This window comes from Nocardiopsis sp. YSL2 (assembly GCF_030555055.1).
Classification (GTDB): Bacteria; Actinomycetota; Actinomycetes; order Streptosporangiales; family Streptosporangiaceae; genus Nocardiopsis.
The window spans coordinates 4,586,037-4,612,296 of sequence record NZ_JAMOAO010000001.1; the positions used below are offsets into that span (position 1 = coordinate 4,586,037).

Genomic DNA, 26,260 nt, shown 5'->3' on the forward strand with positions numbered 1-26,260 from the left:
CCGAGCCCGGACGCGGACCCACGAGAGTTCGGCACGGCCAGGGGCCGCGGTCATCCGACCGCGGCCCCCACCCGTGTCCGGGCACCCGCGCGGGGGCCGCCCCGATCCGGCCGATCCGGCCGATCCGGACGTGGCCCGGGACCCTCCGCCGACAGGGCCGAGGGCGAAAGGGGGCGGGGCGACGGGAGCGGTGGTCAGGCGTCGCCGAGGAGCAGTTCCGGCCGCTCCACCCGGTCGGCCGCGTACCGCAGGAACCCGCCCGCGACACCGCCGTCGCACACCCGGTGGTCGAAGGCCAGCGTCAGTTCCGTGACCGGTCGGGGCACCACGGACTCGCCCACCACCCACGGGCGCCGCACGATCCGGCCCAGACCGAGGATCGCCGCCTGCGGGTGCGGGATGATCGCGGCGGATCCGTCCACGCCGAACACCCCGTAGTTGTTGACCGTGAACGTTCCGCCGACCAGCGCCGCCGGCTCCAGCGCGCCGGACCGCGCCGCCCGGGCCGTCTCGGCCAGGCGGGCGGAGAGCCGCCGGGTCGACAGGTCCTGCGCCTCGCGCACCACCGGGACCACCAGGCCCCGCGGCGTCTGCGCGGCGAACCCCAGGTGCACATCGTCGAAGCGCACCACCTCGCGGCGCTCCTGGTCGAAGTGGGCGTTGAGTTCGGGGAAGCGCTCCAGCGCCCGGATCGCGATCCGGGCCACCAGCGCCAGCACGCTGACCGGGTGCTCCGGATCGGCCTCGTTCAGTGTCCGCCGCAGCTCCACGAGGCCGGTGGCGTCGGCGTCCACCCACACGGTGGCCTCGGGGATCTCACGCCGGGACCGCTCCAGGTGCTCGGCCATCGTGCGGTGGCCGCCGCGCAGGGGAGTGCGGTGCGTGCGAGGCGGGTCGGTCCGCTGCTCCGCCGCCCTCCGACGGGCCTCGATCGCCGCGGCCACGTCGCGGCGCAGCACCAGGCCGCCCTCCCCGCTGCCGGGCACCGTGGCGATGTCCAGGCCGTGTTCCCGCGCCATCCTTCTGACCAGGGGAGACACCACCCTCACCGATCCTGGGGCGGGTGGTCCCTCCGGGAGTGGGGGCGGGCCGCCGGTCATCGTCGACCGTGGCGGCCCACCCGCCCCACGGGCGCGCCGACGCGGGGTCCGCGCGCCCGATCCCGTGCCGTAGCCCACCAGGACGGCGCCCGACCCGGCGTGGTCTTCGGCGGCGCCGTTGCCGCCCGCCGGGTCGGACTCCCTCCGCGTGCTCGGCACGGTGGTCTGTTCGGTCGCCGTGCTCCGCGCCGCCTCGCGGCGGGCCCGCGGCACCGCAGCGGCGGCCCCGGGCCCGGCGACCGTGATCAGGGGCGCTCCGACGGCGACGGTGTCACCCGCCGCCCCGTGCAGGCGGGTGACCGTGCCCGCGTACGGGCAGGGCACTTCCACGGAGGCCTTGGCCGTCTCCACCTCCACGACCGGCTGGTCCACGGCGACCTCGTCGCCCTCGGCGACCATCCAGGCCAGGATCTCGGCCTCGGTCAGGCCCTCGCCGAGGTCGGGCAGGGCGAACGAGTGCTCGGTGCTCATGGCCGGATCCGCCCCCCTTCGCCGTCCTCGACCCATGCCGACTCCCACTGGAGCCGGTCCACCGCGGCCAGGACGCGGCTCGCGTCGGGCAGGTAGTGGTGTTCCAGCTTGGGCGGGGGATAGGGGATGTCCAGGCCGCCGACCCGCAGCACCGGCGCCTCCAGGTAGTGGAAGCAGCGTTCGCCGATCCGTGCGGCCAGCTCGGCGCCGTAACCGCCGAACACCGAGGCCTCGTGTACCACGACCGCGCGTCCGGTACGCCGTACGGACGCGGTCACGACCCCGTCGTCCAGCGGCGCGAGCTGGCGCAGGTCCACGACCTCCAACGACCGCCCCTCGGCGGCGGCGGTCTCGGCCGCCTCCAGGGCGGTCTCCACCATGGGGCCGTAGGTGACCAGGGTCGCGTCGGTGCCGGGGCGACGGACCACAGGGGTGGCCATGGGTTCGGTGCGCACCGGCAGGTCCACCTCCTGCCGTGACCAGTACCGGCGCTTGGGCTCCAGGAACACGACCGGGTCGTCGCACTCCACGGCCTCGCGCAGCATGGAGTAGGCGTCGGCGGGTGTGCCCGGTGTGACGACCCGCAGCCCGGGGGTGTGCGCGTAGTAGGCCTCGGAGGAGTCGCTGTGGTGCTCGACCCCGCCGATGCCGCCTCCGTAGGGCACGCGCAGGACGACCGGGAGGGAGACCGCGCCCCGGGTCCGGTTGCGCATCTTGGCCAGGTGGGAGACGACCTGCTCGAACGCCGGGTAGGCGAAGGCGTCGAACTGCAGCTCCACCACCGGGCGCAGCCCGTACATCGCCATGCCGATCGCGGTGCCGACGATCCCCGATTCCGCCAGCGGTGAGTCGAAGACCCTCTCCTGCCCGAACGCGCCGATCAGACCGTCGGTGACCCTGAAGACGCCGCCCAGCGGCCCGACGTCCTCGCCGTAGACGAGCACGTCGGGATCGTGCTCGATCGCGTCGTGCAGGGCGCGGTTGAGCGCCTCGCCCATGGAGACGCCGGGGGTGGGAGCGGCCGCCATCAGACCTCCCGAAGCTCGTCGGCGAGTGCCTCGCGCTCCTGCTCCAACAGGGGTGGGACCGCCGCGTAGACGTCGGTGAACAGCGACCGCGGATCCAGCTCGTCCTGGCCCGCCAGCCGCTCGCGCACGGTGTCGGCGATCCCGTCGGCCTCGGCGCCGAAGGCGGCCAGCGCCCGCTCGGTCTCCTCGGTGTCGCCGAGCAGGCACTCCTCCCGGATCAGCCGTTCGGACCGGATCAGGGGGTCGCGCTCCTTCCAGTGCTCCACCTCGGCGGGGTCGCGGTAGCGCTGGGGCGCGTCGGCGTTCGTGTGCGGGTCCACCCGGTAGGTGACCGCCTCCACGATCGCGGGCCCGCCGCCGGCGCGTGCCTCGGCCAGCGCGTGGGAGACGACCGCGTACACGGCGGCGGCGTCGTTGCCGTCCACGTGGTAGCCCTTCATCCCGTACCCGACGGCCTTGTGCGCCAGCGTGGGCGCGGCGGTCTGCTGGCGCAGGGGCACGCTGATGGCCCAGTGGTTGTTCTGCACGAGGAAGACCACGGGGGTGTTCCACACCGCGGCGAAGTTGTAGGCCTCGTGGGCGTCGCCCTCACTGGTGGCGCCGTCGCCCATCATCGCGAGCGCGGCCACGTCGCGGCCCTTGCGGCGGGCCGCGTAGGTGAGGCCGACCGCGTGGGAGGCGTTGGTGGCCAGCGGCGTGCACTGGGGCGCGCACCGGTAGCGGTGGGGGTCGTAGCCGCAGTGCCAGTCGCCGCGGAAGAGCGTGAGGGTCCGGACCGGATCGACGCCGTGCGCGACCAGGGCGACGCTGTCGCGGTAGGTGGGAAAGAGCCAGTCCTGGTCCGACAGGGCCAGCACGCCGCCGACCTGGGCCGCCTCCTGACCCGTCGACGACGGGTACACGGCGAGGCGGCCCTGGCGGGCGAGCGTGCCGGCCTGCTGGTTGAAGCGGCGTCCGATGAGCATGGCGCGGTGGAGTTCGACGAGTCGCGCGGGGTCGGGAGCGGTGAACGAGGAGTGACCCACACGGCGGCCGTGCCGGTCCACCAGACGCACGGGCTCCCTGGTCGGGAGTGCGGGAGCCGGACGAGATCGCTCATCGGTGTGCTTCATGTCTTGAATATGCGGTGAATTACCCCATATTGTCGACATCACATCGCCGATGCTGGACGAACTGCTCAGTAAGCCCGAGGTCGGTACAAAATATCTCCCGTGACCGCTGTGCGAGTGGTGTGAGGTAAGACACATGGCTGTGCCGTTGGACGACACCGACCGCCGCATCATCGCCCTCTTGCGCGGCGACGGTCGCATGTCCATCCGCGCGGTCGCGGAACAGGCGCACATCTCGCGCGCCAACGCCTACTCGCGGCTCGAGCGGCTGCGCGACGAGGGCGTCATCCGCGGCTTCACCGCCGTCATCGACCCGGAGAAGTACGGCACCTCCCTGTCGGCCTACGTGTCCGTGCGCATCGAACAGCACTCCTGGGACCGCTTCCGCGGCTACCTGCGCGACATCCCCGAGGTCGACCACGCCGCCCTGGTCTCCGGCGACGTCGACCTCCTGCTGCTCGTCCGCGTCACCGACGCGGCGGCACTGCGCACCTTCGTCCTGGAACGCCTCCAGCGCATCCCGGAGGTCAAGAGCACACAGACGATGTTCATCCTCGACGAACCGCAGCTGTGAGCCCGTTCGGGCGGGTCCGCGCGCAGCACACCCCGCACACCCGAACCGGTCCACTCGGGCGGGATTGGCCCTGTCCGGCGCGGGCGGGGCGTTCCTAGACTGGGCGCCATGCCTGAGTACACCGTGGTCGACGCCTTCACCGACCGGCCCCTGGCCGGCAACCCCGCCGCCGTGCTCGTCCTGGACGACACCTACCCCGACGAGTGGGCCCAGGGCGTGGCCGCCGAGTTCAACCTCTCCGAGACCGCCTTCGCCCGCCCCGTGGACGACGCGGACGCCGACTACGAGCTGCGCTGGTTCACGCCCAGCGTCGAGATCGACCTGTGCGGCCACGCCACCCTGGCCACCGCGCACACCCTGCACGAGCGCGGGATCCCCGGGCCCTACCGCTTCACCACCCGCAGCGGGATCCTCACGGTCACCCCTGACGAGGGCATGCTGTGGATGGACTTCCCGACCAAGCCGGCCACGCCGGTCGAGGCCACCGAGGGCCTGGCCGCCGCCCTGGGCGCCGAGCCGCTGTCGGTGGGCCGCGGCGGCACCGGCGACCTGCTCGTGGAGGTGGCCGACGAGGCGACCGTCCGCGGTCTGGCCCCGGACATGACCGCCCTGGCCGCCGTGGACGCGCGGGTGGTCATCGTCACCGCGCCCGGCAAGGAGTACGACTTCGTGTCCCGCGTGTTCGGGCCGCGGGTCGGCGTGACCGAGGACCCGGTCACCGGCAGCGCGCACACGGTCCTGGTGCCGTTCTGGGCCGAACGCCTGGGCCGCACCGAGTTCCTCGCCCACCAGGCCTCCGCGCGCGGCGGCGACCTGCGCCTGCGCCTGCCCGAGGACCGGCCCGGCCGCGTGCTCATCGCGGGCCCGGCGGTCTCGGTCGCCCACGGCACGCTCCACCTCTGAGCGGTCCTGCCCGGCGGTCGGCGCGTGGACGCACGGCCGCCGCGGCCGGCCGGATCCGCGCCCGCCGCCGCGCGGCTACTCCGTCGAGCCCACCGGCGCGGTCCCGCTCCCGGGGGCGTCCACGCGGCGCCCGAGCAGCAGCAGACCGCCCAGGGTGGCGGCCCCGCTCAGCGCCAGCCCGGCCCACCAGGGCAGTCCCAGCCCGACGGGCAGCAGCCCGAACACGATCACCGTTCCGGCGACGAAGAGGGCGTAGGGCGTCTGCGTGCGCACGTGGTCGATCACGTCGCACTGGGAGGCCAGAGCCGAGATGACGGTCGTGTCGGAGATCGGCGAGCAGTGGTCGCCCCAGACCGCGCCCGCCAGGATCGTCGACACCGACGCGAACAGGATCGGGTGCCCCTCCGCCGCGGCCAGGCCCTGGGCGTCCAGCACCGCCCAGGCCAGCGGGACCGCCAGCGGTGTGAGGATGCCCATCGTCCCCCAGCTGGTCCCGGTGGCGAAGGCGATCGCCGCCGCGATGACGAACAGCAGCGCGGGCAGCAGGAACACCGGCATGGCGGTGCCCAGCGCGCCCGCCAGGAAGTCGGCGGTCCCCAGCTCGCCGGTCAGCGCCGACAGCGCCCAGGCCAGGGTCAGGATGATGATCACGTACAGCACCGACTTCACCCCGGCGAACCAGGCACTGACCACCTCGGCGAGAGTCAGGATCCCCTGCGCCACGCTGAGCACTCCCGCGACCAGGAGCCCCAGGAGAGAGCCCCACAGCAGGGAGGAGAACGGATCGCCGTCCCCGATGATCTCGATGACCGAGGCGCCCTCACCGGTGGCGAAGAGCCCCAGGACCGTCGTGGCGATCAGGACCAGGATGGGCAGCAGCGCGTTGACCAGGCGGCGCGGCGTCCGCTCGGGAGGCCTGAGCTCGTCCTCCAGCGCGGCCGTCCCCGGGGCGATGCTGTGCAGAGCGACCTCGCCGGTGGTGCGGGCCCGCCGCTCGGCCCGCAGCATCGGGCCGAAGTCGCGTCCGGTCAGGCCGATGGCGAACACCAGGCCGATCGCCAGGATCGGGTAGAACGCGTACTTGAGCGACTCCACGAACACCGCGAAGCCGTTGAGGGCCAGACCGGTCTCGGCGATCGCGTCGTCGATCAGTACCGTGGAGTCGACCAGGTAGGCGAGCTTCTCGCGGGACACGCGCAACCGGTCCAGGATCGGGCGCATCGTGTTGCCGACCACGAGCGTGTTGGCGTAGTCGTCGAAGAACACGGCCACCCCCAGGCCGCCGGTGGCCAGCTGGCCCCGGCGCGGGGTCGACGCCCACCGCGTCACCAGGTGCACGATCCCGTCGGTGCCGCCGTTGCGGCGGATGACGCCGACCAGCCCGCCGATCATCAGCGTGAACACGATGATCATCACGTGGTCGGGGTCGGCGATGGCGTCGATGGTGTACACACCGGCGGAGTCCAGGAGCGACGTCACCAGGCCCTGGGCGCTCAGTCCCTCCACGAGCCAGGCGCCCAGCCAGATGCCGGCGAACAGCGCGGGCAGGATCTGCCGTGTCACCAGGGCCAGGCCGATCGCCAGGACCGGCGGCAGGATCGACCACCAGCGACCGGTGGGGAGCACCGTGTCCGACGGGACCAGGAGGCTCACCGCCACGCCCAGGGCGAGGACCGCCGCGCCGGTGACGAGGACCGCGATACGGCGGCGCCTCCCACCGGGGTAGGCGCCTCCCGGCCCGCCGTCCGAGCCGGGGGCGCCGGCGGTCTGGTTGGTCTCTGTCATGGTTCTTCCCTCGTGACGGAGGGCGAGTCCGGTCACGCGCGCCGCGACACGCGCCAGGGACCGCCGCCGTGGTCGGCTGGGCTGGCACCATCCTGTGTGAGGGGTACCACAAAGTCCTTGGTGATATCACTCAAGGAAGCGGCACGGCTTGTACGGGATCGACAAAGGCGGACACGGTCCCGGCCCGCGCCCACGTGCGCCGACTCCGCGGTTCCGGCCCCGAGGGCCGGAGGTCAGCGCCGGCGCCCCTGCGGTTCCTCGTGCGGGGCCGGGGCCAGGCGCAGCTGGATCCAGCACGAGAGCCGGTCGTCGGCGTCGTCCAGGTCGAGGCCGAAGAGCTCCCGGGCGCGCCGCAGCCGGTACTTCATCGTGTTCGGGTGGACGTGCAGCCGCCGCGCGGCGTCCCCGAAGCTGCCCACCGCGTCCAGCCACGCCGTGACGGACAGCGCGTAGGCCGTGCCGTGGTCCCGGTCGTGGGCGAGCATCGCGTCGATGCCCGGGTGGCGCAGCCGAGGCAGGCGTGCCAGCTCGTCCGCCACGTGGGCCAGCAGCACCCGCGCGTGGGCGTCGGTCAGGTCGGCCACCTCGGGCGCGCGCGGGTCGGTCGAGATCACTCGCAGGATGTCGTCGGCCTCCGCCCGCAACAGGGGGACCTGCCCCAGGTCCGCGCTCGTGCGGCTCAGCGCCGCTCGCATCCGCAGCCCCAGCACCCGCTCCACCACCGTCAGCGTCTGTGCGGCGAGTCGGCGCACGGCACCGTCCGCGCCCTCGGGCACCAGGACGTAGACCGCGCGCGCCGTGCTCGCCACCGCCGCCTCCGGCTGCACCGCCGACCAGTGCCGGGCCACGGCCGCGCCCGCCCGCGCGGTCAGCGCGGCGGTGTCGCCGCTCCCGGCCAGCGGCGCCAGCCCCACCAGCGTCACGGCGGTGCCCTCGGACAGCCCGAGCCGGGTGCGCGTGTCGGCCTCGCCGGCGGCGCCCTCCAGCGCGCCCCGCAGGGCCTGTTCGCGTGCCTGGAGTTCGATCTCCGGGCCGCTGCGGCGACGCAGCATGTGCAGCGCCGCGAGCCGGGCGCCGTCGGCGAGGGCGCGCTCACCCGCGGCGTCGATCGGTGATCCGCCCTCGATCACCCAGATCGTGCCCAGGGGGAGGTCGCCCGCGCGGATGGCGACGGCCGCTCGCGGTAGCTCCTCGTCCCCGAGCGGCGGCATCCGCAGCATGCCGGGCGCGTTGAGCACCTCGCGGTACTGCCGTACCTGCTCCGCCAGCACCGGGACGCGCCGGTCCAGGATGCCCCGGCGGCGGAACTCGTCGATGGGCTGGCCCGGCAGCGTCGAATAGGCCAGCACGTGCTGTTCCAGGTCCTCGATCACGACCGGGCCGCCGACCGCGCCCGCCAGGGCGTTGGCCAGCGTGAACAGTTCGTCGCCCGAAGCCGCGTTCGCGCCCGGTGGGCGCTCGCCCGCCACGGAGGCCCCGAGCGCGGACGACAGCAGCGCGTCCACCTGTCGCCAGGCCGCGTCGTCGGGGGTGGTGAGCAGCGTGATCCCGGCCTCGCGGGCTGCCCCGGCCACCACGCGGCCGCTCCCGCCGCGCAGCTTGACGACGGCCGCCACGTACCCGGCGCCGGCCGCCTCGCGCAGGGTCTCCGCGGTCTGTGGGGACTCGGCGTCCGCGCCGACCAGCAGCAGGACGGAAGCGGCCCCGTCGGGGAGGGGGTCGGCGGCGTCGTGGATCACCGTGCGGAGTACGCGTGCGTCCAGCCCGACCCGTCGCCCATCACCACCCGTCAGGGCTGGTTCGCGTGGGGACGGGCTAGCGCCCTCACTACCGCCCCCAACGGACGCCTGCGGCGCGGAGCCCCGCGGAGCGTCCAGCACGGTGAGCATGACCGGGCCAACGGACTCCAGCACCGAGCGCAGGGACGCACCGGGCTCGGTGTCCTCGCCATCGTTTGGCGAAATCCAAGAGTCCATGACGCGAGCTTAAGCGTGTACGCCAATGCCTGGCCAGGATGAGCCGACCAGGATGGGGAGGCCGCCCCGAGGCGGCCGATGACGACGAGGAAGGCAGGACCATGTCCGTGGGGACCAGTACGCCGGCACCGCTCTCCCTCTTCCCACCGGGGAGTGCCCTCGATTCCGACGGAGCCCTGACCATCGGCGGCTGCCGTGCCGAGGACCTGGCCGAACGCTTCGGCACTCCAGCGATGATCGTCGACGAGGGCGCCCTGCGCGACCGCGCCCGCCGCTACGTCCGCGGGCTGGCCGAGCGGTGGCCGGACTCCCGGGTGGTGTTCGCCTCCAAGGCCTTCCCCTGCACGGCGATCGAGCGGGTACTGGTCGAGGAGGGCCTGGGCATCGACGTCGCCGGCGGCGGCGAGCTCGCCGTGGCGCTCCGGGCGGGCGCGGACCCGGAACGGCTGGTCGTGCACGGCAACGCCAAGACCGACGAGGAGCTGCGCGACGCGGTCGGCGCCGGCGCCGGACTCGTCGTCATCGACAACGACGACGACATCGACCGGCTCGAACGCCTCACCACCGGGGAACAGGGCGTCCTCGTCCGCGTCACCCCCGACATCCGTCCCGACACCCACGAGGCGGTGGCCACCGGCCAGCGCGGCTCCAAGTTCGGCTTCGACCCGGCACGGGCCAGGGAGGCCATCGCCCGGCTACGCGGCAGCGACCGCCTGCGCCTGGACGGCGTGCACGTCCACGTCGGCTCACAGATCCTGGACACGGAGCCGTTCGCCCGTGCGGTTGAGGCCGTCGCCGCGCTCGGGACCTTCGCGGTCTACGACCTCGGGGGAGGGCTCGGCGCCCGCTACACCTACGACGACCACCCGCCCAGCGTCGAGGCGTACCTGGACGCGCTGGTCGGCGTGGCGCGCAGCCGCCTGCCCGCCGACGCGCGGATCGTCATCGAGCCCGGGCGCTCCCTCGTGGCCGAGGCCGGGGCCACCCTCTACCGGGTCGTGACGGTCAAGCGCGGCGAGCCGGACGTGGTCGCCGTCGACGGCGGGATGGGCGACAACATGGAGGTCGCCCTCTACGGGCAGCGGTTCGAGGCGGTGGTGGCCGCGCGGGTGGGCGGCGGCGAGCCCTGCCACCTGGTCGGGCGGCACTGCGAGTCCGGCGACCGGCTCAGTTCCGGTGTCCCGCTCGCCGACCCGCGCCCGGGCGACGTCGTCGCCGTGCCCGTCACCGGCGCCTACTGCTACTCGCTGGCCAACAACTACAACGGCGCGCGTCGGCCCCCGGTGGTCCTGTGCCGCGACGGCCGGGCCCGCGAGGTCGTCCGCCGCGAGACCTACGCCGACCTGACGCGTCGCGACGTGGACGGGGAGGGCGTCCTGATGGGCCGCCGCCCAGCGGGGTGAGTGGTCGGGGCCGATGCCCTAGTGTCTGGGGCCGGACCACAGAAGGGACGGCCGCCATGGAGCAGTGGGCCACCAAGGAAGAGATCATCGCCGCACGCGAGCGCATGGAGAGGTCCCATCCGGGGTGGGAGCGACCCGCGGCCTTCGCCGTGGGGGTCGTCCGCGACGGCGGGACGAGGTTCGGGCTGACCAACGCCGGCGGCAACTACTTCCCGGCCATCGTCCTTGCACGTGTCGTGGGCCACGCCTCGGGCACGGCCACCTATCCGCTCTCCCGTGGGCAGTTGGAGACGGCCGTCGCGGAGTTGTCCCCGGCCGAGGCCTGCACCGAGTTCCAGCACCCCAACCTGGTGCACTGGCGGGTGCTCCTGGACGAGGTCGCGGACCAGGGCGGGCAGCTCGTCGCGGTCTTCGTCGGGGACCTGGACGACCCGCCCGTGGACGAGCACGACCGAGCCCTGCGCGCGACCGTGTCGAACTAGAGTTCGAGGGATTCCTCTGCCATCATGGCGGCATGCCCCTCGCACTGATGTTCGTCGACGTCCAGCGCAACATGCTGGAGGGCTTCCGCAAGACCGAGCCCGACACGTTCCCCGTCCCGGGCCTGGCGGCCTCGCTCGACGGCTTCGGCGTGCGCACACTGGTCGTCGCGGGGTTCCAGAGCGAGTTCTGCATCGCCGCCACCAGCCGGGCCGCCCTGGGCAAGGGCTACGACGTCGTCCTGGCGGCGGGGGCGCACGCCACCTATCCCGGGCCGTCCGGTGCCCGTGACCTGGCAGAATCCGTCGAACGGGAACTCCAGTCCCGCGGAATCAAGGTTTCCCCCGCAGACGACCCCGACTTCCGGTAAGAATGAACCACGGCACCTCTCCACCCCTCCCGGAGAGGTGCGGCGCCTCGGCGAAGGCCCGACACACCCCCTTGGTGTCGGCACAGCAGGGGCGCTGTCGGGATCGGCCCCGGATCTGCCCCGGGGCCGATCTTCTTCTGTCCCGGGCCTGTCCGGGGCCGTCGCCCGCACCGGAACCGGTGCCGGTGCGCGCCGTCGAAGCTCCCACCCCGCGGGACCCGGGAGCGGCGCCATGAGTGTCGATCGGGCCTCACGGTGCGCACCGCCGCCGGCCGCTGACCGGCACGCGGGTTGTCCACAGGCCCTCAGCGGCGGGTCGCCGAACGCCCTAACCTGGCCGCAGACGTGAATCGAACACCAAGGGGGCACTGATGGCGGGACGCGACGGAGGCGGCGGCCGCGGCGGCCGCTACGGCGGCGGCCGTGGCGGCGGGGGCGGCGGGCGCAGGCCCGAGCCGGAACCCATCCGGGGCGTGCGCGACGACGCCCGGCTCTCGTCCGAACTCCTCAGGATGGACGGAGCCTCCTACGGCCGCTACAAGACACTCAAGGGCGACTGGGACTTCGGCGACTTCACCCTGACCGTGCAGCGCGTGCAGGCCGACCCCTTCGCGCCGCCCTCGCGCGTGCGGGTGCTCGTACCCGACAGCGGTGTCCCCAAGAGCGCCTGGGCCGACCCGGTCCGCCGCCGCGCCACCGCCGACTACCTCGGCCGCCGGGCCCGCCGCCTGCTCAGGGGCTCGCTGCTCAAGATCGACACCGGCGGCCAGGAGGTCATCGAACGCTCCTCCTGCCGTCTCACCGACGGCGGCTTCGACCTGCGGATCGGCATCGATCTTCCCGGCCACGGGCGGCGCATCGACGGCCGCGGGGCCGAGCGCGAGTTCTGCCGGACCCTGCCCGGACTGGTCGACGACCTCGACTGGGAGGAGATCGACGCCGAGGAGGCCGTCGCCTTCGCCGACAGCGTCGCCGACACGGTGGCGCTGCGGTCCGGTCTCGCCGAGCGCCGCCTCGTCGCGTTCGTCGCCGACGGCGCCGTCCTGCCGCGCAGCAGCGGCGTCAGCGACGAGCCCCTCACCAAGGGAGCCGTGCCCTTCGACTCACCCGAGTCCCTGCGGGTCAGTGTCGACCTGCCGCACCGCGGCACCGTCACGGGCATGGGCGTCCCCGAGGGCATCACGCTGATCGTCGGCGGCGGCTTCCACGGCAAGTCCACCCTCCTGCACGCCCTGGAACGCGGCGTCTACGACCACGTGCCCGGCGACGGCCGCGAACTCGTCGTCACCCGCGACGACGCCGTCAAGATCCGCGCGGAGGAGGGCCGCCGGGTCGAACGCACCGACGTCAGCGCGTTCGTGCGCAACCTGCCCACCGGAGCCGACACCAGCGACTTCCGCACCGAGAACGCCTCCGGCTCCACCTCGCAGGCCGCCAACATCTGCGAGGCCGTCGAGGCGGGTGCCCGCACACTGCTGGTGGACGAGGACTCCACCGCCACCAACCTGATGATCCGCGACGAGCGCATGCAGGCCCTCGTGCACGGCGACCGCGAGCCGCTGATCCCGTTCATCGACCTCGTCCGCCCGCTCCACCGCGAGCACGCTGTGTCCACCGTGCTCGTCATGGGCGGCAGCGGTGACTACTTCGATGTCGCCGACCTGGTCGTCATGCTCGACGCCTACCACCCGCACGACGTCACCGAGCGGGCCCGCGCGCTGGCGCACGACCGTGCCGACGCCCACTTCGGCATGCCCCGCGCCCGCGTCGTCGACCCGGGGTCGGTGGACGACAGCACCGCACGCGGCCGCGGCAGGATCAAGCGCCGCGACATGGACGTGCTGGCCTTCGGTGACAGCGACATCGACGTCCGCTCCCTCGAACAGTTCGTCGACCCGGGACAGATCACCGGGGCGGGCCTGGCCCTGCGCGCGCTGGTCCGCCGCGGCCACCTGGACGGCACCCGCACCCTCGCCGAGGCCCTCGACACCCTGGACCGGGCACTGGCGGAGGAGGGGGTCACGCTTCTCGGGGGTGATTTCGGCGGCGACTACGCCCTGCCGCGCCGGTTCGAGATCGCCGCCACACTCAACCGCCTGCGCACCCTCAGGGTCCGTGACCTCCACGGATGAGCCGCCAGCGGGGGCGCTGTGAGCGTGGTCACCGCGGGGTGAGACGGTCGCCCCTCGGCCCGCGGCCACCGTCGGGAGGTCGGTATTGTGGACAAGCAGGGCACAGCGGTCCAGGCGAGACGGTCACGGGGCGACCCGGACAGGCACTCGCGGGCAGGCGCGCCGTGGCGGCCTCGCCGCGGCGTGGACGTCGCGGTCCCTGCGATCCCGATCAGTTATGGAGACGAGAACCCGGTGCGTGACCCCGCAGATCTGTACCAACTCCATCCCGGATTCGACGACGTCGCCGGTCTGGCGATGCTGGTCTGTCTGGACGGCTTCGTCGACGCCGGACACGCCGGGCGCCAGATGGCCTCGGAGCTGTTCGACCGGTCCACCGCGGAGGAGATCGCGACCTTCGACACCGACCGCCTCGTGGACTACCGGTCCCGGCGCCCGACGATGACCTTCGTGGAGAACGTCTGGACCGACTACGACGCCCCCAAGCTCGCGCTCTACCGCATGTTCGACCAGGACGACGCCCCTTACCTGGTCCTGCACGGTCCGGAGCCGGACCGTGAGTGGGAGGGCTTCGTCGCCGCCGTCGCCGAGCTCGTCGAGCACTTCTCCGTCACCCTCACCCTCAGCGTCCACGGCATCCCGATGGCGGTGCCGCACACCCGCCCGGTGACCGTGACCCCGCACTCCACGCGGCCCGAGCTGGTGGCCGGACACACACCGTGGATCGGCCGCGTCGAGGTACCCGGCAGCGCCGTGTCGCTGCTGGAGTTCCGGCTGGGTGAGCGGGGCCACGACTTCATCGGCTACGCCGTCCACGTGCCCAGCTACCTCGCCCAGTCCCCGTACCCCAGGGCGGCCATCGCCGCGGTGGAGTTCGTGGCCGGGGCGACCGGGCTGGCCCTGCCCAGCCAGGGGCTGCAGGACATCGCCGGAGCCACGGACGTCGACATCGCCGAACAGGTGGCGGCCTCCGAGGAGGTGCAGCGTGTCGTGGCCAACCTGGAACGGCAGTACGACGACATCATGTCCTCACGGACCGACCCCGAGGAGCGGACCACGCTCCCGTTGGCCGAGGAGGAGGCCGGTCTGCCCACCGCCGACGAACTCGGCGCGGAACTCGAACGCTACCTCGCCGAGCGCGAGGGCGACGGAAACGGATAACCGTTGTTCTACCAGATTCTCTTCCGCTCGGTGCTGCGCCATCTGGACGCTGAGAAGGCGCACACGCTGAGCTTCGCGGCCCTGCGCGGCGCGGCGGCCGTGCCCGGTGTGGCCGCCGCCATGGGCCGGGTCCTGGGCCCGCGCGAACCGGAGCTGACGGTGCGCGCCCTGGGACAGGAGTTCCCCGGCCCGCTCGGGCTCGCGGCGGGCTTCGACAAGAACGCGGAGAGCCCCGACGGCCTGGCCGCCCTCGGCTTCGGGTTCGTGGAGATCGGCACCGTCACCGCCCAGCCGCAGCCCGGCAACCCCAAGCCGCGGCTGTTCCGCCTGGTCCAGGACCGCGCCGTCGTCAACCGCATGGGCTTCAACAACGAGGGCTCCGCCCTGGTCGCCGAGCGCCTGCACCACCATCGCGGCCGTCGCCGTCCGGTGCTCGGCGTCAACATCGGCAAGACCAAGGTCACGCCCGAGGCCGAGGCCCCCGCCGACTACGCCACCAGCGCCCGCCGGCTGGCGCGCTACGCCGACTACATGGTGGTCAACGTCAGCTCGCCCAACACGCCCGGTCTGCGCAACCTGCAGGGCGTGGAGCAGTTGCGCCCGCTCCTGGCCGCGGTGCGCGAGGCCCTGGCCGAGTCCGGACACGCGTCGCTGCCGCTGCTGGTCAAGATCGCCCCGGACCTGGCCGACGAGGACATCGACGCGGTCGCCGACCTGGCCCTGGCCGAGGGCCTGGACGGCATCATCGCCACCAACACCACCATCTCCCGCGAGGGCCTGCTGGCCTCCGACGAGGAGGTGGCGGCCGCCGGAGCGGGCGGCCTGTCCGGCGCTCCGCTCAAGCAGCGGTCACTGGAGGTGCTGCGCCGCCTGCGCGCCCGTGTGGGCGGCCAGGTCACACTGATCGCGGTCGGCGGTATCGAGACGCCCGAGGACGCCTGGGAGCGGATCCGCTCCGGAGCGACCCTCGTGCAGGGCTACACCGGCCTGATCTACGGCGGCCCGTTCTGGCCGCGCCGGATCCACCGCGGCCTGGCCCGCCTGGTCCGCGCCGCCGGCTACGCCTCCGTCGGCGAGGCCGTGGGCGTGGATGCCCCGGCCCCCGCACTGACCCTGGCCGAGGACCCCGCGGGCAGGACCGCCTGACCCGGCTCCGACGGCCCCGACCCCGCGCCATCGACCGGCGCCCCCGGACCCGTCCGGGGGCGCCGTCCTCGCGCCGGGCGGGTGCGGGGGCGCTGCTCAGCCTTCGATCTCCGGCACGGTCTCACCCTCGGGGTAGGACTCGCCGACCTCGGGATCGCCGAGGGTCTCGCTGACGGTCGCGAACTCGTAGCCCTCCTCGCGCAGCCGCTCGACGATCTCCGGCACGGCCGCCAGGGTCGCCGGGAGCGTGTCGTGCAGCAGGACCACCGCGCCCGGTTCGGCCTGGTGCAGCACGCGCTCCACGATCCCGTCGCGGTCGATCTCCATCCAGTCCTCGCTGTCCGAGCTCCAGAGGATCTCGGCCATGTCCTGGTCACCGATCTCCTCGAGGACCTCGGACGAGCTCGCGCCGAACGGCGGCCGGAACAGGTCCACGGTGTACCCGGTGTTGCGCCGCACGATCGCGCTCACGACCGCCATCTGCGCGGTCAGTTCGTCGGCCCCGTACTCGGGCATGTGCTCGTGCAGGTCGTTGTGGTTGGCGACCTCGTGCCCCTCGGCGTAGGCGCGCCGCAGGATGTTGGGGTAGGTCAGCGCCGGGTTCCCGTTGAGGAAGAACGTCGCCGGCACCTCCTGCTCCGCCAGGATGTCGAGCAGGTGGGGGGTGGTCTCGGCCGGGCCGTCGTCGAAGGTCAGCGCGATGCACTTGGCGTCCTCGTCCGCGCAGTCCACGCCAGTGCCCGGCGTGATCTCGCCGGGCACCGGCGGGCGCGTCCCATGGTCGACGCTCGGCTCGGGCACGGTGAGGTCGGGCTCCTCCACCAGCGACGCCGCCCGGGCCCGCTCTCCCAGGTCGGACAGGAGCGGGGCCACCTCCTCGGAGTCCAGGACGGCGGTGACCCGTCCCGGTTCGGGGTCGGGCGGGTGCCCTTCACGGGGCGGCGACAGGTGGCCGTCGTCGAATTCCACGACCAGGTCGCCGTCGGTGTTGAACCCCATCGAGTCATAGGTCCCCAGTACCGGGTACAGCACCTCCGAGCCCACGTGGGGGTCGTCGGCCAGAGCCTCCGACACCAGCCCGTTGAGCTCCTCCAACGCCGCCTGGTCGCGGACGAGTTCGGTGGCGTAGCGGGTCAGCCCGCTCTGCGCGTCGTACCAGTAGGTTCCGTACGCCCGGCGCGTGCCGTGCAGGTCCGTCTCCGTCCGGATCAGTCGCACGCCCAGGACACCGTCGCCGGCGGCGACGACCTGCCAGTCGATGTCCAGGCTCATCGGATCCCGGCTGGCCCCGCGAAAGTCCTGGACGTCCCGGTCCACCTGTGCGGCCAGGTCGGTGGTGAACTGCTCGGCCGCCCCCGTGAACGCCGGGTGGGCGACATCGATCTCCACGCCCTCCGGCCGGTGGGGATGGTCTCCGAAGGCGTCGGCGTCGCCGGTCCACTCGTCCACCGCCGCCTCGGCCGCCTCCGCCGGATCGATGAGGACGGTGATGTCCTCGGGCGCGGTGGTGCCGCCTCCGGTGATCGCCGCGCAGGCGGTCACCGGCAGGAGCACCGCCGCGAGGGCGGCACCGGTCCTCCACCGCCGGGCCGGGACCGGGCTGGACCCGGTCCTGACCTGGGGAACTCGGGTCGCTGGCACTGACGGACTCCCTCAACTGGACCGATTCCACGCTTGTCTTGCCAGCAAGATAGAGGACCGGGAGTGCCGCCCAGGTGTCCTGACCACAAGTGGTCAGGACACCTGGCGCGTCATCCCCGTGCACGCCCTGTCCGTCCGCCCCTACACGTCCTCGTGGTCCCCGTCCGGGGACGGGCTCTCCTCGGGCGGTGCGGGGACGCCGTCGACGTAGGTCGCGCCGGGCTCGGTGGTACCGAGCAGCTGGGAGACGGTGACCATGGTGTAGCCGCGCGCGTCCAGCTCACGGATGATCTCGTGGGACGCGGTGATCGACGTGTCGTGGATGTCGTGCATGAGGATGATGGCGCCGTCGGAGGCACCGTTCAGCGCGCGGCCCTTCACGATCGACGCGTTGCGGTCCTTCCAGTCGTTGGTGTCGACGCTCCACAGGATCTGCGCCAGCCCCATGTCCGCGGTCACGGCCGCGACGCTGTCGTCGGTCGCGCCGTACGGCGGACGCATGAGGTCGGGGGTGTAGCCGGTCTCGCGGTAGATCTGTGCCTGCACGGTGGCCAGCTCCGACCGCACAGCGCTCTCGCTCAGGCCCGTCAGGTCGGGGTGGCCGAGCGTGTGGTTGGCGATCTCGTGCCCCTCGGCGTAGGCCCGCCGGACCGTCATCGGGTCCGCCATGACCGGCACACCGGTGACGAAGAACGTGGCCCGCGCGTCGTACTCCGCCAGGGTGTCCAGCAGCGCGGGGGTGCCCCCACCGGGACCGTCGTCGTAGGTCAGGGCCACGCACCTGGTCTCGGGGTCGGAGCAGTCGACCTCGTCGTCGACGGGGGACAGGTGGCCCGGCGTCGGGTCGTCCCGGCCGTCCTTGTCCGCCTCGGGCGGCTCGGCGATGGCGAACCCCCGTACCCCGACGGTCGCCGCGTCGCGCACCCGCGCGCCCAGCTCCGACAGCAGGGGCTCGGTCCCCTCGCGGTCCAGCACCGCGTGCACGCGGCCCTCGTCGGGCGCCGCCACCTGCCCGTCGTCGAACTCCACGACCAGGTCGCCGTCCGGGTTGAACCCGACGGAGTCGTACAGCGCGCCGACCGGGTGGATGGTGTCGGTGTACGCGGAGTCCGGAACGCGTTCCCTGACCAGTCCGTTGGCCTCCGCCAGCTGGTCCTGTCCGCCGAACAGGCGCGTGGACTCGAAGGTCTGCCCGGTGGCGGTGTCGTACCAGTAGGTGCTGTGGCACTCCCGGGTGCCCTCGGAGTCGGTCTCCATGCTCGTCATACGCACGCCCACCACGCCGTCGTTGGCGGCGGTGAGCTGCCACTCGGCCTCGTAGGACTCCGCGCCCGGGTTGGCGGCGTCGAACGCCTCGACGCCGGCGGCCAGTGTCCGGTCGAGGAAGTCGGTGAGCGGCTCGGCGTTGGGCAGGACGGGGTAGCGGACCACCACGTCGAGGTCGCCGTCGTAGGCGAGTTCGGCCTCGTCGAGGTCCACGACCTCGGCGGGGTCGACCACCGTCAGCTCGTCGGGTTCGCCGGTCGCGGGTATCTCGGGAGCACTCGCGTCCTCGGTGGACCCGTTCGAGGCGGTCTCCGAGTCGACGGGGGCCAGGGGCCCCGAGGGACGGGTCGCCAGGTACACCAGTCCCAACAGGACCACCATCGCGACCACAACCGTGATCAGGGGGCGATCAGGTGCCATCGTGGGGTGGGACGGCTTGTTCACCAGGGGTTCTCCACGTTCATCTGCAGACGAACGTTCGCGCGGAGCCGGGGTGCTCCCGCGCGCAACGCTTGTTCATGTGTTGTGTGACGCCCGACACGGAGCGGGGGTTCGCGCGGAAATCGGGCGCATGGCAAGGGATTCTGCGCCGGGTGCAGGGGCGAAGCGGGGGTCTCCCTATACTTGCAGGCGTGGAAGGTACACAGTCCACGAACGCGCCGGTCCGAGCCCCGGACCACAGTGGGCTGTGTCGCAAGAGGGAACCCGGTGCGAGTCCGGGACTGCCCCGCAGCGGTGAGTGGGAACGAAAGTCGCCATGAGCACTGGCACTCCGACCGGAACGGTCGGCGGCTGGGAAGCGGCGTCGAGTAGGTGAGCCGGTCGACCGGCACCGCCCACGAGTCCGAAGACCTGCCTCCGCCCGGTGGCGCACCCGTGCCGCCGGTGGTCCCGCGCCCCGAGGGAGGGCCAAGGGCGGTGGCAGGCGTGCGCGTCCCGGACGCGCTCTGACGCGTGCCCGCGTCCTTCTCTCCTACCCTCGGCCGGGACCCGGCTTTCGACGAGGGGAGAGAAGCTCATGACCACTACTCCGGCGGCCCCGCGGCCGTCCGTGCGCTCCACCGTGCACGGCTACCCGAGGATCGGCCCGCGCCGCGAACTCAAGCGCGCCTGCGAGTCCTACTGGAAGGGGGCCATCGGCGCCCGGGAGCTCGACACCGTCGCCTCCGCCCTGCGCTCGGGCGTCCTGGCCCAGCTGCGCGCGGCGGGCGTCGACGACCTGCCCTCCAACACCTTCTCCCTCTACGACCACGTCCTGGACACCGCGGTCCTGTTCGATCTGGTCCCCTCACGCTTCGCCTCCCCTGCCGCCGCGGCCGACCGCGACGAGGAGCTGCGCCGCTACTTCGCGATGGCCCGCGGCGACGAGGGCGCACCGCCGCTGGAGATGACCAAGTGGTTCGACACGAACTACCACTACCTGGTGCCCGAACTCTCGCCGCGCACCCGGCCCCGCCTGGTCGGAGACAAGCCCGTCGCCGAGTTCCGGGAGGCCGCCGCCGAGGGGTACCACACCCGTCCGGTCCTGCTCGGGCCGCTGACCTTCCTGATGCTCGCCAAGGCCGCTGACGACGCCCCGGCGGGCTGGGATCCGCTCAGCCTGCTCGACCAGCTGCTCGACGCCTACACCCTGCTCCTGGGCGAGTTGAGGTCGGCCGGGGCCACCGAGGTCCAGCTCGACGAACCGATCCTGGCCACCGACGAGGGCCGCGCCGCCACCGACCGCCTGGAGCGCGTCTACCAGCGGCTGGGATCGCTCACCGAGCGCCCCGCCCTGTCGGTGTCCACCTACTTCGGCTCCATCGGCGCCCCCGCGCTGCGCGTGCTCAAGGAGTCCCCGGTCGAGGCGGTGGGTCTGGACCTGGTGACCGACGGCGAGGCCGTCGACGACCTGGTGCAGGTGTCCGGGCTGGGTTCGACCCGGCTGGTGGCCGGGGTCGTGGACGGGCGCAACGTGTGGCGCACCGACGTGCGGGCCGCCGCGGCCACGCTCGGCACACTGCTCGCCCTGACCGACGAGCTCACCGTCGGTACCTCCTGCTCCCTGCTGCACGTGCCCATCGACCTGGACGCCGAGACCGCACTGGAGCCCGAACTGCGCGGAGCCCTGGCCTTCGCCAAGCAGAAGGCCGCGGAAGTGGCCCTGCTCGGCCGCGTCCTCTCCGAGGGCTCCGAGGGGGCCGACGTCGACGACGCGTCGGCCACCCGGCCCCCGTCCTTCACCGACGCCCGTGTACGCGCACGCCTGGACGCGCTCGGCCCGCAGGCGGAACGACGCACCAAGGTACGCGGCCTGCCCACGGACACGCCCCTGACCACCACCACGATCGGGTCCTTCCCCCAGACCCCCGACCTGCGCCGCGCCCGCGCCGCCCACCGCCGGGGCGAACTGTCGGAGCAGGACTACACCAAGCTCCTGCGCGAGGAGATCGACCGCGTCATCGCACTCCAGGAGGACATCGGCCTGGACGTCCTCGTGCACGGCGAGCCCGAGCGCAACGACATGGTCCAGTACTTCGCCGAGCACCTTCGGGGCTTCGGCACCACCGAGTTCGGATGGGTGCAGTCCTACGGGTCCCGGTGCGTGCGCCCGCCGATCCTCTACGGGGACGTCTCCCGGCCCGAACCGATGACGGTCGAGTGGATCACCTACGCACAGGGTCGGACCGACAAACCGGTCAAGGGCATGCTCACCGGACCCGTCACGATGCTGGCCTGGTCGTTCGTCCGCACCGACCAGCCCTTGGGCGAGACCGCCCGCCAGGTCGGACTGGCCCTGCGCGACGAGGTCACCGACCTGGAGCGCGCCGGGATCCGGCACATCCAGGTGGACGAGGCCGCACTGCGCGAGCTGTTGCCGCTGCGCCGGGAGCGGCGCCAGGCCTACCTCGACTGGGCGGTGGGCTCCTTCCGGCTGGCGACCAGCGGTGTCGCGCCGACCACGACCGTCCACACGCACATGTGCTACTCGGAGTTCGGCCTGATCGTCGACGGCATCGAGGCGCTCGACGCCGACGTCACGAGTGTCGAGGCGGCCCGCTCACGCATGGAGCTGGTGGCCGACCTGGGCCGCCGCGGCTACCGCAGGGGGATCGGCCCGGGGGTGTACGACATCCACTCGCCACGGGTGCCCTCGGTGGAGGAGATCGTGGAGTCGCTGCGCCTGGCGGTCGCCCACATCGACGCGGACAAGGTGTGGGTCAACCCCGACTGCGGGCTCAAGACCCGCCGCTACGCCGAGGCGGAGCAGGCCCTGCGCAACATGGTCGAGGCCGCCCGTCGCGTCCGCGCCGAGCTCGAAGCCGGGATCCCACGGGACCGACCGGTCCTGCGGGGACGCCGGTAGCGGAGGAGGCCCGCAGAGCACGCGAGAGGGGGCCGCGGCTTCGCGCCGCGGCCCCCTCGCTGCCTCCGCCGGATCAGGTGCCGACGAGTGCGAGCGCCTCGTTGGCGGCGCCCGTCATGATGTCCTCGACGTTGTCGGGGAGGGTGACCTCGGCGTCCTCGTTGCTGAAGGGCGGGTTCACCTGGTACTCGATCCGGATGTTGAGGTTCGCGGTCCGGATGAGCACGACCGCCTGCGGCACCTCGGTCCCCACGTAGTCGTAGACCGTGGTGACGTACTGGGCCTGGTCGCCCAGGTCGATCTCCTTGTTCTCATCGACACCGTCGGCGACGTAGTTCGTGTAGTCGGACTGACCGGTCACGTCCTCCAGCGCCCTGTTGAAGTCGTCGGTGGCGGCCTCGACGGAGTCGGCGGCGGAGTAGGGGACCTGGTAGGAGATGTCGAAGCTCGCGTAGCCGTCCGCGGGGTTGCCCTCGGGCGGGTCGGCCAGGAGGCTGCTGCACGAGGAGGTGTTGTCCTGGACGGACTTGGTGCCGTCCTCGGTCAGCAGGAAGTCCGACTGGACCTGCTCGGTGAAGGCCTCGCAGGGCTCGGTGGGAACCTCGTAGGGCGGCTCACCGTCGGGCTCGGCGTCGGGCTCGACGGTGTCGTCGTCCTCGGGGGCCTCCTCGCCGGCGGTCTCGGCCTCGGTGGCCTCGACCTGCCGGTCCGCGACCGCGGTGCCGCCGTCGTTGCCGTTCGTGACGAGCATGACCACGACGGCGATGACGAGGACGATGATGATCGCGCCACCGCCGATGACGACCCACAGGCCGGCCTTGCTGCCGCCGCCCTGGGGCTGGTGCGGTGGCGGGGGGTAGCCGGGGCCGACCGGACCACCGGGGCCGACCGGACCACCGGGACCGCCGGGACCGCCGTAGGGCGGCTGGCCGCCCGCGTACATCCCCTGGTCCTGCCCGCCGGCGTAGCCGCCGTAGCCGGGCTGGCCACCGGTGTTCGGGTCGCCGCCGAAGGGCATACCGCCCTGCGGCTGGCCGTAGGGAGGCTGGCCCGGGCCGGGCTCCCCACCACCGTAGGGGTTCGGTGGCTGGTTGTAAGGTCCGTTTTCGCTCATGGCTCCCCTCGCCCGGTGATGTGCTGACCGTGTTGTCTGGGACGCGTGTGCGCCGCCCTGGGTTCTCACGACTTCCGCGCGCCCGTTCGCGGCTGAGCCGGTACGGCACGGGAGTCGTGTGGGGAGGTCGCCACCCGTGGTCACCGGCCGCGGGCGAGAGCGGGTGGGTGGCGGGTGTGCGTTCCCCGTGTGTGGAGGAGGCCCCCAGAAGTGCTGGGGGCACCGACCGCCGACGCGAAGCCGGGTCGCTACTCGCGGGCAGGGGCCGGAACCTGATGCATCCTAACCGGGCAGACGGTCGCCCAGCAGGGCCGGGCCCGTGGTAGCGGAGGGAATCGTCACCGTTTTGTGCTGGTCGCGCACCTGGCCCGCATCGGAGTGACGCGATCGTGATGTTCTGGCCTGGACGTGCCCGGGGTGCTCGGGGTAATGGAACCGGGCCGGAGTGGCGGGTGCGGCCGATCCGCGGTCGGCCGCACGGCCCCGGGCGGACACGGAGCGCGCCGGGGAGGCTCTGCTGCGTGACCGCGGCACTGGTGTGGTGGCCGGATGCGGCCACCACACGCCGATCGGCGACCTCCCGGCTCCGTGACGTCCTAGAACATCGAGATGTGCACGTGGTCGAAGTGGTTCTCGGTGATACTGCCGCGGTCGGCCATGTCGCGCCAGCCGGTGTCACCGCGGCGCACGTCCCAGATCTGCTGGCGGTAGATCACGTACATGATCCCCAGGTCCTCGGCGTTCTCCCGGGCCCACTCGGCGATCGCCCAGCCGCGGTCGATCTGGTTCTGCGGGGGCATCGAACCGTTGGCGTCCACCATGAAGTCGCAGGCCCGGCCCTTGGGGTGCTCACCGACGATCCAGCCGCCGACCGGCCGGTAACAGCCCACGCCGCCCACGTCGCGCCCCTCGCCGAACTCCTCGATCACCAGCGCGCGCATCTGCTCGGTCCGCGGCGTGATGTTGTACCGGCCGCCCATCTCCTGCACCGGGTAGTCGGCGATCATCCGCTGCACCTCGCGCCGGCGCTCCTCCAGCTCGTCCAGGTCCGCCTCGACCTCCTCCAGCTGCTCGTTCGCGTTCTCCTGCGCGACCTCGTCGCGCGACAACGCCTGGTTCAGCTGGTCGATCTTGTCCTGGTTGCTGGTCGAGAGGTAGTCCACGACGATCGCGCGGTCGATGACCTCGTCGGGCTCGGCGTCCACGAACAGCGACATCGACGGATCGATCCCGCTGCCGGTGTAGGTCGCGACGGCCAACGATCGCACCTGCTCCCGGGCCCCCTCGACCTCCTCGCGGGTGCCCTCGGCGCGGGCCGCGGCGCGCTCGGCGTCCTCGATCACGCCCTCCATGTCGCGCAGCTCGCCCTGGTACTCCTCGCTCAGGGTCCCGGCCCGCTCGCGGAGGGAGTCCAGGCTCTCCTGCGGCTCGCCGGGCAGGGACGCCCACGCCGTGGCCTGGGGCACGGCCAGTATCGCCGCGACCAGTGCCACGGCCGCCACCGCCGCGGTGCGCGCGCCTGCGGCGGGCCTCGGCACGCGCGGAAGGACCGCTTCCACGGCGTCGGACCAGGTCCAGCCGCCACGGTCGGGCGCCCAGAAGTCGGCGAAGGGATCCGTCGCGTCGCCGCGCGCGGACGCTTCGTCCACGCTGTTCAGATCGTCGGACTGCACGGTGGGTCGCTCCTCGTGCCCGTGTGCGCCCGCCGCGGACGCGGTGAGCGCGGTGGGCGCAGATACTCGTCTCGTCCGGCCGGGCCCGGAGACCTGTGGGGAGGCCGGGGCCCGTTCCCTCGCGCACGCCGTCCACGGGGGCGAGAGTCACGGGACGGTAATGAGTGTAGGCACTCACACGGAGATCGGGGCTGCCTCGGTCGACCTCACGCCTCTGACAAGGCACGATGTGGCAGAAATTACCCGATATCGGTCACCGGATCTGGTGTTCCGACCCTGGGGTCCGTGGTTGGCTGGTGGGCGTGAAGGCTTCAGTGCTCGACTCGTCCAGCCCCGCCGCGGCCCCGGCGCACACCACTCGGTGGTGTCGGCCGGCCCCCGGCGGTCGTTGTCGCGCCCACTTCTAGCGGCCCCTCGTCCGGCCGCCGCCGCACCGCTTCCCCGCCTTCGGGGAGCGCCTGCCCGCACGCCGTCACGGCGCGCCGCCGCCGCCCGCGTGCCGGGCCCTCCGTACGCTCTGACGTGGGCGTCAACCCCACGCTGAGTCCTCGCGTCCCCGTGTGCCGCCACCGGGTGCCGTGACTCCACCGCTGAGACGTCGATGGGAAGACCGTGATTGACGCAGTGGGCCTGCACAAGGTCTACAGGTTGAAGAAGCGCCGGGTGACCGCCCTCAACGGGGTGGACCTGCGGGTCGAGCCCGGCGAGATCTACGGGGTCGTGGGCCAGAGCGGTGCGGGCAAGAGCACCCTCCTGCGCACGGTGAACCTCCTGGAGCGCCCCGACGCCGGGACCGTGCGCGTGGCCGACGAGGAGCTCACCTCGCTGCGCGGGGCCGGTCTGCGCAGCGCGCGCCGCCGTATCGGCATGGTGCACCAGCACTTCGCCCTGCTGGCCTCGCGCACCGTGGCCGGCAACGTCGGCTTTCCGTTGGAGGTGGCCGGTGTGGGCCGCGCCGCGCGCCGGGCGCGCGTGGGCGAGCTCCTCGACCTGGTGGGACTCGCCGACAAGGCCCGGGCCCACCCCTCACAGCTCTCCGGCGGGCAGAAACAGCGCGTGGGCATCGCGCGGGCGCTGGCCTCGCGTCCCGACGTCCTGCTCAGCGACGAGGCCACCTCCGCCCTCGATCCCGCCACCACGGACTCGATCCTGGCCCTGCTGCGCCGCCTGCGCGACGAGCTCGGGCTGACCATCCTGCTGATCACCCACGAGATGGACGTGATCAAGAGGATCTGCGACTCCGCGGCGATCATGGAGGCGGGCGAGTTCCGCGAGTCCGGCCGCGTGCTCGACCTGATCGGCACTCCCGGTTCGCTCCTCGCGCGCTCCCTCTTCCCGCTGCCCGACCGCGGCGGGCCCGACACGGTCGTGGTCACCTACCCGCGCTCCTACGACGAGCCCCTGATGTCGGAGCTCACCCGCCGCTTCGACGTCGACGTCAACATCCTGGGCGGCGGTGTGGAGCAGGTCGCCGGGCAGTCCGTGGGACGGCTCATCGTCGACCTGCGCGGCGCGCGCCGGACCCAGGCCCTGTCCTACCTGGCCGAGCACGGCCTACTGGTCGAGGAGGCCGGACAGTGAC

At 72.9% G+C, this 26,260-nt stretch carries 19 protein-coding genes and 1 riboswitch; of the genes, 10 read left to right on the top strand and 9 right to left on the bottom strand.

What is annotated here, in order from left to right:
- Positions 1 to 194 precede the first annotated feature (194 nt).
- Genes M1P99_RS20145 through M1P99_RS20155 form a run of 3 tightly spaced genes read right to left on the bottom strand, consistent with a single transcriptional unit; the run spans position 195 to position 3,711 of the window.
- Entirely contained in the window at positions 195 to 1,571 is a 1,377-nt protein-coding gene (locus tag M1P99_RS20145; protein ID WP_304454151.1) for a dihydrolipoamide acetyltransferase family protein, read from the bottom strand.
- Entirely contained in the window at positions 1,568 to 2,599 is a 1,032-nt protein-coding gene (locus M1P99_RS20150; RefSeq protein WP_304454152.1) for an alpha-ketoacid dehydrogenase subunit beta, read from the bottom strand. Before M1P99_RS20150 ends, M1P99_RS20145 begins: the two co-directional genes overlap by 4 nt.
- Positions 2,599 to 3,711: a thiamine pyrophosphate-dependent enzyme gene (locus M1P99_RS20155; protein WP_304454153.1), complete on the bottom strand. Its 1,113-nt coding sequence runs from the start codon at positions 3,709 to 3,711 to the stop codon at positions 2,599 to 2,601. The genes M1P99_RS20150 and M1P99_RS20155 overlap by 1 nt, the downstream gene beginning before the upstream one ends.
- 133 nt (positions 3,712 to 3,844) lie before the next feature.
- Between M1P99_RS20155 and M1P99_RS20160 the strand changes: the two genes are divergently transcribed.
- Positions 3,845 to 4,282: an Lrp/AsnC family transcriptional regulator gene (locus M1P99_RS20160; protein WP_053616214.1), complete on the top strand. Its 438-nt coding sequence runs from the start codon at positions 3,845 to 3,847 to the stop codon at positions 4,280 to 4,282.
- Between the two features lie 108 nt (positions 4,283 to 4,390).
- The gene (locus M1P99_RS20165) at positions 4,391 to 5,185 is read left to right on the top strand and encodes a PhzF family phenazine biosynthesis protein (protein ID WP_304454154.1); all 795 of its coding nucleotides are present in this window, start codon (positions 4,391 to 4,393) and stop codon (positions 5,183 to 5,185) included.
- Positions 5,186 to 5,260: 75 nt separating this feature from the next.
- Here the strand turns inward: M1P99_RS20165 and M1P99_RS20170 are convergent, their stop codons facing one another.
- Complete coding sequence (locus tag M1P99_RS20170; RefSeq protein ID WP_304454155.1) at positions 5,261 to 6,970, bottom strand: Na+/H+ antiporter NhaC family protein; 1,710 nt, start codon at positions 6,968 to 6,970, stop codon at positions 5,261 to 5,263.
- A gap of 233 nt (positions 6,971 to 7,203) precedes the next feature.
- Positions 7,204 to 8,946 carry a CdaR family transcriptional regulator gene (locus M1P99_RS20175; protein ID WP_304454156.1) on the bottom strand — a complete coding sequence of 581 codons (1,743 nt, stop codon included), beginning with the start codon at positions 8,944 to 8,946 and terminating at the stop codon, positions 7,204 to 7,206.
- 101 nt (positions 8,947 to 9,047) lie between these two features.
- Between M1P99_RS20175 and lysA the strand changes: the two genes are divergently transcribed.
- From lysA to M1P99_RS20205, 6 genes are all read left to right on the top strand, one after another.
- Complete coding sequence (gene lysA, locus M1P99_RS20180) at positions 9,048 to 10,349, top strand: diaminopimelate decarboxylase (RefSeq protein WP_304454157.1); 1,302 nt, start codon at positions 9,048 to 9,050, stop codon at positions 10,347 to 10,349.
- 56 nt (positions 10,350 to 10,405) lie between these two features.
- A complete protein-coding gene (locus M1P99_RS20185; protein ID WP_304454158.1) occupies positions 10,406 to 10,831 on the top strand; it encodes a hypothetical protein in 426 nt (141 codons plus the stop codon).
- A 32-nt stretch (positions 10,832 to 10,863) separates the two neighbouring features.
- Positions 10,864 to 11,199 (top strand): isochorismatase family protein, encoded by a 336-nt coding sequence (locus M1P99_RS20190; RefSeq protein WP_304454159.1) that lies wholly within the window; start codon positions 10,864 to 10,866, stop codon positions 11,197 to 11,199.
- Between the two features lie 371 nt (positions 11,200 to 11,570).
- Positions 11,571 to 13,331, top strand: coding sequence for an ABC-ATPase domain-containing protein (locus tag M1P99_RS20195; RefSeq protein ID WP_304454160.1), 1,761 nt, complete (start codon positions 11,571 to 11,573; stop codon positions 13,329 to 13,331).
- A 234-nt stretch (positions 13,332 to 13,565) separates the two neighbouring features.
- On the top strand, positions 13,566 to 14,492 hold the full coding sequence (locus tag M1P99_RS20200; protein ID WP_304454161.1) for a proteasome assembly chaperone family protein: 927 nt from the start codon (positions 13,566 to 13,568) through the stop codon (positions 14,490 to 14,492).
- A gap of 3 nt (positions 14,493 to 14,495) precedes the next feature.
- Complete coding sequence (locus M1P99_RS20205) at positions 14,496 to 15,638, top strand: quinone-dependent dihydroorotate dehydrogenase (RefSeq protein WP_304454162.1); 1,143 nt, start codon at positions 14,496 to 14,498, stop codon at positions 15,636 to 15,638.
- A gap of 96 nt (positions 15,639 to 15,734) precedes the next feature.
- On the opposite strand, the gene M1P99_RS20210 is transcribed toward M1P99_RS20205, so the two are convergent.
- Positions 15,735 to 17,279, bottom strand: coding sequence for a polysaccharide deacetylase family protein (locus M1P99_RS20210; protein ID WP_304454163.1), 1,545 nt, complete (start codon positions 17,277 to 17,279; stop codon positions 15,735 to 15,737).
- A 141-nt stretch (positions 17,280 to 17,420) separates the two neighbouring features.
- Entirely contained in the window at positions 17,421 to 18,965 is a 1,545-nt protein-coding gene (locus M1P99_RS20215; protein WP_304455766.1) for a polysaccharide deacetylase family protein, read from the bottom strand.
- A 261-nt stretch (positions 18,966 to 19,226) separates the two neighbouring features.
- A riboswitch (cobalamin riboswitch) is annotated at positions 19,227 to 19,401 on the top strand.
- Between the two features lie 162 nt (positions 19,402 to 19,563).
- Between M1P99_RS20215 and metE the strand changes: the two genes are divergently transcribed.
- Entirely contained in the window at positions 19,564 to 21,891 is a 2,328-nt protein-coding gene (gene metE / locus M1P99_RS20220; RefSeq protein ID WP_304454164.1) for a 5-methyltetrahydropteroyltriglutamate--homocysteine S-methyltransferase, read from the top strand.
- A 73-nt stretch (positions 21,892 to 21,964) separates the two neighbouring features.
- Here the strand turns inward: metE and M1P99_RS20225 are convergent, their stop codons facing one another.
- Both M1P99_RS20225 and M1P99_RS20230 read right to left on the bottom strand, forming a co-directional pair.
- Positions 21,965 to 23,005, bottom strand: a complete 1,041-nt coding sequence (locus M1P99_RS20225) for a DUF3558 domain-containing protein (RefSeq protein ID WP_304454165.1) — start codon at positions 23,003 to 23,005, stop codon at positions 21,965 to 21,967.
- A 596-nt stretch (positions 23,006 to 23,601) separates the two neighbouring features.
- Positions 23,602 to 24,654 (bottom strand): hypothetical protein, encoded by a 1,053-nt coding sequence (locus tag M1P99_RS20230; RefSeq protein WP_304455767.1) that lies wholly within the window; start codon positions 24,652 to 24,654, stop codon positions 23,602 to 23,604.
- Positions 24,655 to 25,302: 648 nt separating this feature from the next.
- On the opposite strand from M1P99_RS20230, the gene M1P99_RS20235 reads away from it, so the two are divergent.
- Positions 25,303 to 26,259 carry a methionine ABC transporter ATP-binding protein gene (locus M1P99_RS20235; RefSeq protein WP_304455768.1) on the top strand — a complete coding sequence of 319 codons (957 nt, stop codon included), beginning with the start codon at positions 25,303 to 25,305 and terminating at the stop codon, positions 26,257 to 26,259.
- Position 26,260 lies beyond the last annotated feature (1 nt).

Bases quoted from the DNA above. Each gene is read 5' to 3' on its own strand.
- M1P99_RS20145 (WP_304454151.1), bottom strand. From the start codon at position 1,571: ATGAGCACCGAGCACTCGTTCGCCCTGCCCGACCTCGGCGAGGGCCTG.
- M1P99_RS20150 (WP_304454152.1), bottom strand. From the start codon at position 2,599: ATGGCGGCCGCTCCCACCCCCGGCGTCTCCATGGGCGAGGCGCTCAAC.
- M1P99_RS20155 (WP_304454153.1), bottom strand. From the start codon at position 3,711: ATGAAGCACACCGATGAGCGATCTCGTCCGGCTCCCGCACTCCCGACC.
- M1P99_RS20160 (WP_053616214.1), top strand. From the start codon at position 3,845: ATGGCTGTGCCGTTGGACGACACCGACCGCCGCATCATCGCCCTCTTG.
- M1P99_RS20165 (WP_304454154.1), top strand. From the start codon at position 4,391: ATGCCTGAGTACACCGTGGTCGACGCCTTCACCGACCGGCCCCTGGCC.
- M1P99_RS20170 (WP_304454155.1), bottom strand. From the start codon at position 6,970: ATGACAGAGACCAACCAGACCGCCGGCGCCCCCGGCTCGGACGGCGGG.
- M1P99_RS20175 (WP_304454156.1), bottom strand. From the start codon at position 8,946: ATGGACTCTTGGATTTCGCCAAACGATGGCGAGGACACCGAGCCCGGT.
- lysA (WP_304454157.1), top strand. From the start codon at position 9,048: ATGTCCGTGGGGACCAGTACGCCGGCACCGCTCTCCCTCTTCCCACCG.
- M1P99_RS20185 (WP_304454158.1), top strand. From the start codon at position 10,406: ATGGAGCAGTGGGCCACCAAGGAAGAGATCATCGCCGCACGCGAGCGC.
- M1P99_RS20190 (WP_304454159.1), top strand. From the start codon at position 10,864: ATGCCCCTCGCACTGATGTTCGTCGACGTCCAGCGCAACATGCTGGAG.
- M1P99_RS20195 (WP_304454160.1), top strand. From the start codon at position 11,571: ATGGCGGGACGCGACGGAGGCGGCGGCCGCGGCGGCCGCTACGGCGGC.
- M1P99_RS20215 (WP_304455766.1), bottom strand. From the start codon at position 18,965: ATGGCACCTGATCGCCCCCTGATCACGGTTGTGGTCGCGATGGTGGTC.
- metE (WP_304454164.1), top strand. From the start codon at position 19,564: ATGACCACTACTCCGGCGGCCCCGCGGCCGTCCGTGCGCTCCACCGTG.
- M1P99_RS20225 (WP_304454165.1), bottom strand. From the start codon at position 23,005: ATGAGCGAAAACGGACCTTACAACCAGCCACCGAACCCCTACGGTGGT.